Consider the following 10,822-nt stretch of genomic DNA (forward strand, 5'->3'; position numbering starts at 1 on the left):
ACGAAGAAGGGGGCCGGCATGACCGGCCCCCTCCTGGAGCATTATTCTGCGGCTTCGGCGCGCTCGTCTCCTCGAGCGGGCGAAAACGGCGAGATCACCTTAAGCCCGACACAATCGACGACGCCGAGGTCGGTGATCGCATATTCCGGGATCGCCGTGATCTGCAGCACGAACATGTACATGAAAGGCCAGGGAAGCGGGCAGCCGAGGGCTCGGGCCGCATCGTCGAGTTGGTCTTCCAGCGCCGCCATCTCGGCCGGTTCGATGTCGGAGACGATGCCGCCGATCGGCAGGTGCAGAAAGGCATCGACCTTGCCGTTCCTGACCACGACCTGGCCGCCATTGTGGGCGATCAGGTGGTTGATGGCGATGCGCATGTCTTCGAGATCGGCGCCGATGCAGATGATGTTGTTGTCATCCGGCGCGGTGGAGCTGGCGATCGCGCCTTCCTTGAGGCCGAAGCCGGAGGTGAAGGCGACCGGGCGATTGCGGGTCTTGCCGTAGCGCTCGACGACCGTGACATACTGCACGTCCTTGGCAGGATCGGCGAAGACCTGACCGTCCTTGGCGGCCAGCGTCACGTCGCGGCGGGTGCGCACGAAGATCTTTTCCGGGGTAACGGCGATCGCCATCGCCTCGGCCGTGTCGCCGGCGCCGTCATAGGCGACCTTGAGGTCGCCGGGCTGAAGCGGTGCGACCTTGACCGAGTTGAGCAGTGCAACGCTGCGTTCCGGCGGCGTCAGCTCGATGGCCATCTTGCCGTTACGGGCGACCACTTCGCCCTTGGCCACGACCGTCTCGATGTTGAAATCGCGCAGGTCGTTGACGAGCAGGATGTCGGCGGCGCGGCCGGGCGAGATCGAGCCGACCTTGTCGTCGATCCGAAGCGCGTCGGCGCCGTTGATCGTCGCCATCTGGATCGCCGCCATCGGCGAGATGCCCATGGCGATCGCCATGCGCACCATGTTGTCGAGATGACCGCGCTTCAGGATGTCGCTCGCCACCACGTCGTCGGTGCAGAAGCTGATGCGCCGCAGCGCCTTCACGCCCATTTCCGTGACGATGCGCAGGTTGTCGGCGAGGAAATGGGAGATCGAGGATTCACGCACAACGACATGCATGCCGGCCCGCAGCTTTTCGAGCATCTCTTCCGGCGTGTAGCTTTCGTGATCGGCGCGAACGCCGGATTGCTGGTAGCCGTTAAGCCGTGCGCCGCGGGTCATCGGGCAGCAGCCAAGCACCGGCAGTCGGCTCTTCTCGGCGAGTTCAAGCGCCGCCAGCACGTCGGCGTCTTCTTCCTGGATGAACTCGCGCACCGTCTCCCAGATGCCGACGCATTCCGGCCAGTGGTGTGTCGCCTGGTGGTCGGCTGGGCTGAAGTAGTGGCCGACGGTCGAGCGCGGCATGGTGTAGGGCGTCTTGCAGGGCGCGCCCCAGAAGACTTTCAGCGGCGTCTGCTTGGCTTCATCGAGGAACTCGCGTGCCGCAGCCGGCCCGCCGACGACGATGATCTGGTCGAGGCCGGTGACGATCGAGGTCGTGCCGAGCGGAACGACGGCCTTGGCAAAGCTCGTCAGCGACATCTTCGAGCATTCGACATGCAGATGCCCGTCGATCATGCCCGGCGCGAGATATTTGCCCGTGGCGTCGACGATCCTGGTCTCAGGGCCGATATAGTCGGAGATGTCGCCGACGGCGATGATGCGTTCGCCATAGATGGCGACGTCGGCCTGATAGATCTCTTCCGAAACGACGTTGACCAGGCGACCGCCGCGGATCGCCAACGTTGCCTTGCCGCCGGTGCCCGATGCGGCGCGAATGAATTCTCTGATATCGCTCACTGGAACCTCTTCTCCCTTAGCTCCAGTGAACATTCCCAATTCCCATGCGTTTGCACAATGGGCCGAAACAGGCTATTTTCTGAACATATCATCCAAGATTTTGGACGAAATATGGATCTCTCGCTCATAGACTGCTTCGTAAAGGTTGCGGATTCCCGTTCGATTTCAGCGGCTTCCAGGCGGCATCGGCTGCCGAAGTCGACGCTCAGCCACAAGATCCGACAATTGGAGGACGAATTCGGCATCGAGCTCTTCGTGCGCGAGGGCCACCAACTGCACGTGACCGATGCGGGCGCCGAATTCTTGCGTTACGCCCGGCTCATCCAGTCGAACTGCGACGACGCGGCGACCGCGATGGCGGAGATGCGTCAGGAGGTGGCAGGCACGCTGCGGGTCGGTTCGACCGGCGAATTCGGCACGACCATCACGTCCGAACTGCTCTACGCCTTTCGCCAGCAGTATCCGCAGGTCAATCTCGACGTTGTCTTCCTCACCTCACGCCAGCCGTTTTCCGACGTCACCGAGCAGGCGCTCGACGGCATCTTCCACTGGGGCGAGCCGTCGGATGTGGATTACATCAGCCGGCGGCTTTCGGTCTCGTCCTACGGCCTCTTTGCCAGTCCGCAATACATCGCCCGCCACGGCCAGCCGGAAAATCCGGACGAGCTTGCCGGCCACCGCGGCCTCGTCTTCCGCCAGCCGACGCGGCTGCAGTCCTGGTACCTGACGCAACCGGGCGAGGACGAAGTGGACCTTTTGCCGACGTCCACCTGCACCACCAACGACTACTGGACGATCAAGTATTTCGCCGTTGCGGGCGAGGGCATTGCCTATCTGCCCGATTTCTTCGTCGAGACCGAGCGGCAGGCGGGCCTTCTGGAGCCGGTGCTGCCCAACTGGCGCTCGCCGCAGACGGCGATCAATTTGATCTACTCGCGCCGCCGGCACGTGTCGAAACGCTTCAAGGCCTTCGTTGATTTCTGCATCGACTTCTATCGCGACCGGGATCGGGTGAAGATTCCGCGCTACTACGTCGAACGGGTCAGCCTTTAGCGCAATTTGCGCCGCGCTCGGTCCTCAGCCGAGCAACATCGGCAGCACGCTGGCCCCGTCGACATTGCCGCCGCAAAGCAGGACGACATTGGTCTGACCCGAGCATTTTCCGGCGATCTGGCGGAAGCCGGCGAGCGCGAGGGCGGCCGCACCTTCCACCAGCATATGCTCATCCAGAAGCAGGTCGCGCATCGACGCTTCGATCTCCGCTTCCGTGCAGGTCACGACCTCATCGATGACGGCCATCGATAGCCCGAGCGTCATGCTGTCTTCATCGAGACCACCGGCGACCGCTTCGGCGAGCGTGTCGAGATGATCGGTTTCGACGACGCGGCCGGCTCTCATCGACGCGGCGAGCGCCGCCGAGTTCGCGGCTGAGACGCCGATAACGCGGGTGCGCGGGCGAAAACTCTTCAGCACCGAACCGATGCCGCTGATCAGCCCGCCGCCGCCCATGGCGACGAAGACATTGTCGATGCGTTCGGCCTGTTCCAGCAGTTCGAGCCCAATGGTTCCCTGTCCGGCGATGATGTCAGGGTCGTTGTAAGGCGAGACGTAGACACGCTTGTCCGATGCGGCCAGCCGCTGGGCTTGCTGTTCGGCGAGCCCTGTTTCGCCGCCGTGGAGAATGACATCGATGCCATAGGAGCGGATGCGTTCGAGCTTCGCCGCCTTGACGATCTCGGGCAAGACGACGGTCAGCTTCTGACCGATCGCGCTTGCCGCATGGGCAGCACCGATGCCGTGGTTGCCGGAGGAGGCGGTGATGACCCGCTGATCCCGCGGCAGCGACGTCATCTTGCTGGCGGCACCTCGGATCTTGAAGGAGCCGGTCAGCTGCAGGTTCTCCGCCTTGAACAGCACAGTCGAGGATGTTTGCCGTCCGACTGCGCGGGAGGGGATCAGCGGCGTCTCATAGATGAACGGACGGATGCGCTGGCGCGCCTGGACGGAGCGAGCTGCTGTTTCGAAGATATTGGTGTTCACGGTGTTGTTCCTTCCATACGCCCGAGCAGGCCGAGTTCATCGAGTACGGTTCGGGCGATGGCGATGTCCTGCGTCGCGATCCCCGTCAGGTCGGCGATGGTGATGTCCTGGTCCGTGCCTCGGCCTTGTGTTGCACCGGAAAGCACTGCACCGAGCGCCACGCAGTGGCCTTCGCCGATCGATCCGGCCCGCGCAGCGGCGGAGAATTCGCCGTGATCTAGGCATTGCTCGGAGAGATCGACGAAAATCCGATCGGCGCGGGCAACGAGCGCGATGTCGAGCTCCTGCTTGCCCGGCGCATCTGCACCCATGGCGGTGATGTGCGTACCGGGAGCGATCCAGTCGGACCGGATCAGCGGCGCTTTCGAGGGTGTCGTCGTCACGATCGCATCGGATTGGCGGCAAAGCGCTTTCAGGTCGGTTGTCGCCTCGATGGCAAGCTCAAGGTCTGCAAGATCGGCAAGCACAGCGGCCGCCTTTTCCGGCGACCGTCCCCAGACCGTGAAATGTAGCGGGCGATCCGAGAGTGCCCTGAGCGCTCGGATCTGGATGCGCGCCTGCGTGCCGGTGCCGACGATGCCGACCATCCGGGTGTCGCTGCGCCACAGCGCCATGGTGGCGATGGCGCCGCCGATGCCGGTGCGCAGATCGGTCAGCAAGCCCTTGTCGTCAAGCACCGCGACCACATCGCCGGTCTCGGCGGATACCGCAACCATCATGCCGTTGCTGGATGGCAACCCCTTCGCCGGGTTGTCGTAGAAACCGGAGGCGATCTTCACGACGAAGATCGGATCGCCTTCGATGTAGCCGTATTTGATATGGCAATCGGCATTGCGGCCGGTGAGCGGCAGGTAGCCGACCGGCGGCAGGTTGGCGCGGCCGTCGGTGACGGCGATATAGGCGTCGCGGATCGCCGGGGCCGCGAGTGTCAGCAAGGGCAGGCTTGCGAGTTTTTCGCGGCTTATGACGATCATGGCGCGCTCCCCTGGCTCAGATATTTGTAGACGGTCGCCCGGCCCATGCCGAGGATGCGGGAGATGTAGGAGGCGGCGTTCTTGCCGCCGAAGGCACCATCGGAGGAAAGGGCGATCACCAGCGCCTGCTTGTCGGTCCGGCTCATGGTCGAGATCGTCAGCCCGCGGGACACCGTCCATTGCTGGACATATTCGTTGACCCGCTCGTGCCAGTCCTCCTTGAACAGGCTCTCCGGCTTGTCGCCGCTTGAGGGCACGCGGACGAGTGCGTTGAGCGTGCGGAGCGCCGCGTGAAAATCCGAAACGTCGGCGTTGATGCAGAGCACGCCGATCGCCTTGCTTGTCGCATCACGCAGCACGGCGCTGATAGACTTGATCGAGCGCCCGTCCCAATTGACCTTCTCGTAGGGACCGATGATCCCGTCCGCTTCCTTGAAACCGATCTCGCTGAGCAGCGAGGGTTCGCCGATTTCCCGCTTCGAGAAGTTGCCGGCGATATGGACGACGGTTTCGGTTGCGAGATCGTGCAGCACGACTTCGGCATAGGGCTGGAACAGCAAGGCGATCGCGTCGCAGACCAGCACGTGCGGGCGGAGTTCGGGATTCACGGCGTTCCCTTTCTTCAGGAACTGCCCTTAGATCACGCGTGGACTGAGATGTCCATACTGGACTAAATGTCTGTGCATTATCTCAAGAGCCGCGACGGCGGCGTGTGATGATTTTCGCACGCCGCCGTCGAAGCTACCCATGGGAAAGTGGGGATCAGGGTTGGCGGACGCAGGTGATGCGGGCGCCGGAATGGGCTCAGCTTTTGTTGGGGTCTCGGCGCCAGGCGCACAACATATGATCGAGCGAAAGCTTGCCGGGACCGGAGGCCATGAGGCCGAGTGCCATCGCCGCCCATGTGATGTGGACCGGCCAGCCATCCGGCACGGTCAGTTGCACGACTGCTGTCATGACCAGCAAGCCGAACGCGGCAAAGCGCGTTGCCAGACCGAACACCAGCAGAATCGGCAGAAGGATCTCGGCTGAACCGGCAGCAAAGGCCATTGCGGCTGGGGCCGGGTAGGGGTAGGGCCCGCCGGGCAGGTGCAGCTGGAACTCCGAACTGAAGAGCAGAACGGCGACGTCGTTCAGTTGCAGGAAGCCGTCCCACTTGCTCATGCCGGACCGGAAGAACGGAACGGCGAGGCCGAAGCGCAGGACGAATTGCGCGAGCCAAAGAGGGGCGAGCGCGGCGACGGCCCGATTGGCGCGGCGGGTCCAATGCGACAGGTCCGCCGGGTTGATACGGCTCGGAGTTCTGGATGCGGACATCATGGTTTCATCCTCCGTGATGAATGGCCGAGAAGGTGCCGGCGGCGAGCGCTGTTGCGATGACGGCGGCGAGGTCGAGCGTCGAGCAATGGCTTGCTGCTTCCGTTGCCGCTGCGGCCAGCGGCACGCCTGCCAAGAGCCGCGACAGCAGGATGTCGGCTCCCGGCGTCAGGTGGCGAACTGTCACCTCCAGCTCGGGCCGGGTGATCAGCGCGCTTTCCGGTGCGGATGTCTCGATGCGACCGACCGGGCCGGTCGCCCGGTTGACGGCAAAGATCGTCACGGCCGGAAAATCGGAACGGACGATGCGGACTGCCGGATGACCCTCGAAAACGGCGTCGCCGAGCCGGTCCGGCGGGACGGCAGCGAGTGCATCGGGCGTCAGGGTCGGCGCATCCGCTGCATGATAGACGTCGAGCCAGGCACGTTCGATCCGCGCCACATCGGCGAGCCAGGGCATGGATTGCGCATACTCGTAGCGCGCGATGAAATCGGAAAAGTCCCGGCCGTATTCGAAAAGCAGCGGCGAGGTCGGGGGCGTTTCCCGCACGTGAAAGCGCGCCATGGCGCGAAAGAAGGTTTCGCCGGTGATGCGCTCAGTCGCCGGGAAGGTCGCTGCCAGCGCCTCGATCAGGCTGACGGTGACGTTGTTGCGGTAGACGTTGAAGCGCTTGATGGCCGCCTTGCCATTCGGTCCTGCGATGAGGGCCGGCGTCCGGCGCTCGGGATCGAGAAGCGGCGGTACGAAGCCGGCAGCGTAGCCGCCGCCCGTATCACTCTGAGCGATAGGCATTTTGTCAGGCGCTTGCACGGATCATCTCCCGTGACGCGGCCTGTGCATGGCGGTCGAGGATCCGTTGTGCGGCCGTCGCCTCGCGCTTCAGCACCGGCCAGTCGGGAATGGCGCTGTCCCATTCGATCAGAGTCGGGATGGGGCCGGTCCGGGCGATGACCATTTCGTAGAGTTTCCAGACGGCATCGGCGACCGGCCCGTCGTGGCTGTCGATCAGCAACAACTCGCCCTCGTCGTCCTCCTGTTGCGCATGCCCGGCAAGATGGATCTCGCCGACATCTCCCAGCGGAAAGTCGCTGAGATAGTCCAGCGCCGAATAGCCCTGGTTGGTGGCCGAGACGAAAACGTTGTTGATATCGAGCAGCAGCCCACAGCCGGTGCGCCTCACCAGTTCGTGGACGAACGCCGTTTCGCTCATCGTCGAATCCCTGAAAGTGACGTAGGTTGACGGGTTCTCGAGCAGCAACCGGCGACCGACCATCTCCTGGACTTCGTCGATATGCTCGGCAACACGGGCAACGGTCGCCTCGGTGTAGGGCAGCGGCAGGAGGTCGTTGTAGAAGGTGGTTTCGTGGGTCGACCAGGCGAGATGCTCGGAGACAAGGGCCGGTTCGTAGCGCCCGACCAGATCCTTGAATCGGGCGAGATGCGTCTTGTCCAGCGGTTGCGGTCCACCGATCGACATGCACACACCATGCAACGAGACCGGAAAGTCCGCGCGGATGCGGGTAAGCGCTGCATGCGGTGGGCCGCCGGCGCCCATGTAGTTTTCCGCGTGAACCTCGAAGAAGCCGCCCGGCGTATCATCGGCGAGGATTGCCGGCAGGTGCTGGTGCTTGAAGCTGGTTCCCGCCAGCCCGGCGATGTCATGTTTCGGCAGAGGCTGGCTCACCAAGGCAAACCGGCCGCCGTATCCTGTTGAAGTGCTCATCGCCAATCCTATTCCATGCCCGTATGGGGTTCGGTGGCGGGCGATTGCATTCCTTGGCCCACCACCGTCTGGTGAACGTCCGTGCGGAACGGGAAGCGGTTGCCCGCTCCCGTTGCGCTCTGTGTTGGATCAGGACGGCATGTCGCGGGCCAGCGGCTCCGGCGAACCCTTGCGGCCATCAGGCAGTTCCATGGTCGTGCAGGTGCCGCCGTCGACAAACTTCCAGGCGTTGCCCTGATAGTCGACCGTGGACGTGGCCTGGCAGGTCGTGCCCGGTCCGGCGGCGCAATCGTTGTGACCCTTGAGGGCGACGCCGAAGCATTTCTCCTTGCCCGCATCCATCGCGCTTTTGACCTGTGCTTCGGTGAGCGGCGCTGCGGTCGCGAGTGTCGACAGGGCGGCCGCAACCGCGCTTGCGAGCATTGCGCTGCTGATCGTGGACTTCATGGACATCATTGTATCTCCGTGTTGGACTCATCCCGTGCGTCCTGTCTCAGGCGCACATCGGGTCTTTCGTCGCGGAGACAGGGGGCGTTACATAACGTTGGCAACACGCTTTCGTGATGCGTTCGCGAGCGGTCACGATGATGTCAGCCGGCTTGACAGCGCTGCCCATGCGAATTTGGGATGAGTGTGTAACAAACGCCGGGAATCAGCGAATGGGGAGGAAAGGCGCGAGTGAGCGGCGCGGACGACGAACATCTCGCAAGACTGCTTCGCCAGGCCTTGGCCGGTGACGAAAAAGCCTATGGCGACTTCCTGCGCGATGCAGCACTTGTGATCCGCGGTTGGGCGCGGCGATGGACGGTCAGCGGCGGCGTCGATGCGGAAGATATCGTCCAGGAGGCGTTGCTGGCCGTGCACGTCAAGCGTCATACCTGGCGCGACGATGCGCCTGTTATGCCTTGGCTCCATGCGATCGCCAGGCACAAATTCGTGGACGCCGTCCGGCGGCAGGCCCGCCGCCCGACGGTAGGCATCGCGGAATATGAAGAGACGCTGGAGAGCGCCGAAACCGAAAAGGCCCGTGATTGGGAGATCGGCCGGGCGCTGGAGGGCCTCGCGCCCGGGCAACGGTCAGTCGTCAACGCGATCTCGATCGAAGGCTGCACGGTTGCCGAAACGGCGCAGAGACTGGATATGAACGAAACGGCGGTTCGCGTGGCGCTTCACCGCGGCCTTGCGGCAATCGCCCGCCGATTTGGACGAAACTGACATGGACACGAACGATCTCATCAAGGCTCTTGCAGCGGATACCCGGCGGCCCGGATTGTCCATGAATACTGTGTGGCTGGGCGCCGCAAGCGCGGCGCTCGTGCTCGCCGGGCTCGTCTTCTTCATGATGCTCGGGCCGAGGCCGGATATCGCCGCTGCCATCGAGACGCTGCGCTTCCTGTTCAAGTTCGTGGTCACCATTGCGTTGGCGGCGGCGGCCTTTGCCGCGATGCGGGTCGCCGCCTGGCCCGAAGCCGAGTTGCGCAAGTTGCTGCCCTATCTCTGCATTGCGCCGGTTCTGGTGCTCGTCGGTGTCGCGCTGGAGCTTGTCGCCCTGCCGTCTGATACCTGGGCTGCAAAACTGATCGGCACCAACAGCCTGCTTTGCCTGACCTTCATTCCCCTGATCGGCTTGGCGCCGCTTATGCTCTTCCTGCTGGCGCTGCGCCACGGCGCGCCATCACGCCCGGCGCTTTCCGGTGCACTCGCGGGGCTTGCCGCCGGCGGCATCGCTGCGACCTTCTATGCGGCCCACTGCCCTGACGATTCACCGCTGTTCGTCGCGACCTGGTACACGATCGCGATCCTCGGCCTGACGCTGCTCGGCGCCGTCGCTGGCCGATGGGCTGCCCGCTGGTAAAAACAAGCGCTGGTCTTCCGCCCGCTAAACCGGTGTGAAAAACAAAAAAGGCCGGCAATGCCGACCTTTTCCCGTTCGCTGCGTCACACTGCCAGTACATCCGTGGTCAGGGTTTTCGCGCGAGCCGTGCCCGGAGCCTTCGGTTATTCCTCTGGCTCCACGGGTAATCCGTTAACGCCTATGTGTGGTGTCGCATGGCAGGTTTCAAGACCTGTCTCTCAGCTCCTGCCGAAACTCTCGTCGCGGCCGACCTTTCCCGGACTTCAGCAATGAATGCTGACGCCGTGCTGGTGAAGCAGGGCGACGAGGCGTTCATCCGGCAACTCGTCGGTGACGAGCGCGTCGATATCGGCGAGCGACGCGAGGCGCACGCGCGCACGCCGGCCGAACTTGCTGCTGTCGACCGCCAGGATCACCCGTTCGGCCTGCTTCATGGCGGCCGATACCGCCGCGACCTCCGCATGATCGTCGTCGCCGATATCGCCGTCCTGGTCGATGCCGCTGACGGAGATGATGGCGACGTCGAATTTGAACTTGCGGATATAGTCGGCCGTCTCTTCCCGAAACACGCCGGCATCCACCTGGCGCACGAAGCCGCCAGGTACTGCGACGGCAAAGCTTGTGCTTTCGCTGAGCGTGGTTGCGACGCGCAGGCTGTAGGTAACGACGCGCAGGTCGCGGCGCTTCAACAGGCCCCGGGCCACCGCCTCGCAGGTCGTGCCGGTGTCGAGGAAGACGGCAGCGCCATCCGCAACGAGATCTGCCGTCAGTTGCCCGATGCGTTCTTTCAGCGCGGCATTGTCGACGCGCCGCTGCCGATAGATGTTGGGGTCAACCGGGGTCGCAATGGTCGCGCCGCCATGCAGGCGGCGCACCTTGCCGTCCTGTTCAAGCGCCATGATGTCGCGGCGAGCCGTCTGCGTCGTCACGCCGAACAGCTCGGTGATCTCTTCGATCGAGATATAGTGGTTCTTTTCAAGATGGCTGAGCAGCTGCGCCTGCCGGCGCGTTTTTTTGTCTCCGCCCACGATTTCCCGATCGTCCATCACCCTCATCCCGATTGCCCCTCAG

Annotated in this window: 12 protein-coding genes; 3 read left to right on the forward strand and 9 right to left on the reverse strand. The window is 63.7% G+C overall.

The window, feature by feature from the left end; all coding sequences use genetic code 11:
- Positions 1-41: 41 nt before the first annotated feature.
- Positions 42-1,841 (reverse strand): adenine deaminase, encoded by a 1,800-nt coding sequence (locus tag V7S54_RS15645; protein ID WP_065376617.1) that lies wholly within the window; start codon positions 1,839-1,841, stop codon positions 42-44.
- 111 nt (positions 1,842-1,952) lie between these two features.
- Here V7S54_RS15645 and V7S54_RS15650 point away from each other — a divergent pair, with 111 nt between their 5' ends.
- Positions 1,953-2,894, forward strand: coding sequence for a LysR family transcriptional regulator (locus tag V7S54_RS15650; protein ID WP_065376618.1), 942 nt, complete (start codon positions 1,953-1,955; stop codon positions 2,892-2,894).
- Positions 2,895-2,918: 24 nt separating this feature from the next.
- On the opposite strand, the gene V7S54_RS15655 is transcribed toward V7S54_RS15650, so the two are convergent.
- The 7 genes from V7S54_RS15655 to V7S54_RS15685 form a co-directional block, all read right to left on the reverse strand.
- Positions 2,919-3,881, reverse strand: coding sequence for a pyridoxal-phosphate dependent enzyme (locus V7S54_RS15655; protein ID WP_065376619.1), 963 nt, complete (start codon positions 3,879-3,881; stop codon positions 2,919-2,921).
- Positions 3,878-4,855: an ornithine cyclodeaminase family protein gene (locus V7S54_RS15660; protein WP_065376620.1), complete on the reverse strand. Its 978-nt coding sequence runs from the start codon at positions 4,853-4,855 to the stop codon at positions 3,878-3,880. The genes V7S54_RS15655 and V7S54_RS15660 overlap by 4 nt, the downstream gene beginning before the upstream one ends.
- Complete coding sequence (locus V7S54_RS15665) at positions 4,852-5,463, reverse strand: helix-turn-helix transcriptional regulator (protein ID WP_083203806.1); 612 nt, start codon at positions 5,461-5,463, stop codon at positions 4,852-4,854. Before V7S54_RS15665 ends, V7S54_RS15660 begins: the two co-directional genes overlap by 4 nt.
- A 196-nt stretch (positions 5,464-5,659) precedes the next feature.
- A complete protein-coding gene (locus tag V7S54_RS15670) occupies positions 5,660-6,175 on the reverse strand; it encodes a DoxX family protein (protein WP_065376622.1) in 516 nt (171 codons plus the stop codon).
- Positions 6,176-6,179: 4 nt separating this feature from the next.
- Positions 6,180-6,965 (reverse strand): HvfC/BufC N-terminal domain-containing protein, encoded by a 786-nt coding sequence (locus V7S54_RS15675; protein WP_065376623.1) that lies wholly within the window; start codon positions 6,963-6,965, stop codon positions 6,180-6,182.
- A 4-nt stretch (positions 6,966-6,969) separates the two neighbouring features.
- A complete protein-coding gene (bufB, locus tag V7S54_RS15680; protein WP_336408469.1) occupies positions 6,970-7,896 on the reverse strand; it encodes an MNIO family bufferin maturase in 927 nt (308 codons plus the stop codon).
- Positions 7,897-8,025: 129 nt separating this feature from the next.
- Positions 8,026-8,349: a BufA1 family periplasmic bufferin-type metallophore gene (locus V7S54_RS15685; protein WP_065376682.1), complete on the reverse strand. Its 324-nt coding sequence runs from the start codon at positions 8,347-8,349 to the stop codon at positions 8,026-8,028.
- A 225-nt stretch (positions 8,350-8,574) separates the two neighbouring features.
- Between V7S54_RS15685 and V7S54_RS15690 the strand changes: the two genes are divergently transcribed.
- The gene (locus V7S54_RS15690; protein WP_065376625.1) at positions 8,575-9,111 is read left to right on the forward strand and encodes a sigma-70 family RNA polymerase sigma factor; all 537 of its coding nucleotides are present in this window, start codon (positions 8,575-8,577) and stop codon (positions 9,109-9,111) included.
- A gap of 1 nt (position 9,112) precedes the next feature.
- Positions 9,113-9,751: an NrsF family protein gene (locus V7S54_RS15695; RefSeq protein ID WP_065376626.1), complete on the forward strand. Its 639-nt coding sequence runs from the start codon at positions 9,113-9,115 to the stop codon at positions 9,749-9,751.
- 263 nt (positions 9,752-10,014) lie between these two features.
- Here the strand turns inward: V7S54_RS15695 and V7S54_RS15700 are convergent, their stop codons facing one another.
- On the reverse strand, positions 10,015-10,806 hold the full coding sequence (locus V7S54_RS15700) for a DeoR/GlpR family DNA-binding transcription regulator (RefSeq protein ID WP_336408468.1): 792 nt from the start codon (positions 10,804-10,806) through the stop codon (positions 10,015-10,017).
- Between the last annotated feature and the right edge of the window lie 16 nt (positions 10,807-10,822).

Origin of the sequence: Ensifer sp. CCNWLY38, from assembly GCF_037120565.1 — a bacterium.
GTDB lineage: Bacteria > Pseudomonadota > Alphaproteobacteria > Rhizobiales > Rhizobiaceae > Ensifer > Ensifer adhaerens_H.

Coding starts and splice junctions, on each gene's coding strand:
- V7S54_RS15660 (WP_065376620.1), bottom strand. CDS start 4,855: ATGATCGTCATAAGCCGCGAAAAACTCGCAAGCCTGCCCTTGCTGACA.
- bufB (WP_336408469.1), bottom strand. CDS start 7,896: ATGAGCACTTCAACAGGATACGGCGGCCGGTTTGCCTTGGTGAGCCAG.
- V7S54_RS15700 (WP_336408468.1), bottom strand. CDS start 10,806: ATGAGGGTGATGGACGATCGGGAAATCGTGGGCGGAGACAAAAAAACG.
- V7S54_RS15685 (WP_065376682.1), bottom strand. CDS start 8,349: ATGTCCATGAAGTCCACGATCAGCAGCGCAATGCTCGCAAGCGCGGTT.
- V7S54_RS15695 (WP_065376626.1), top strand. CDS start 9,113: ATGGACACGAACGATCTCATCAAGGCTCTTGCAGCGGATACCCGGCGG.
- V7S54_RS15670 (WP_065376622.1), bottom strand. CDS start 6,175: ATGATGTCCGCATCCAGAACTCCGAGCCGTATCAACCCGGCGGACCTG.
- V7S54_RS15650 (WP_065376618.1), top strand. CDS start 1,953: ATGGATCTCTCGCTCATAGACTGCTTCGTAAAGGTTGCGGATTCCCGT.
- V7S54_RS15675 (WP_065376623.1), bottom strand. CDS start 6,965: ATGCCTATCGCTCAGAGTGATACGGGCGGCGGCTACGCTGCCGGCTTC.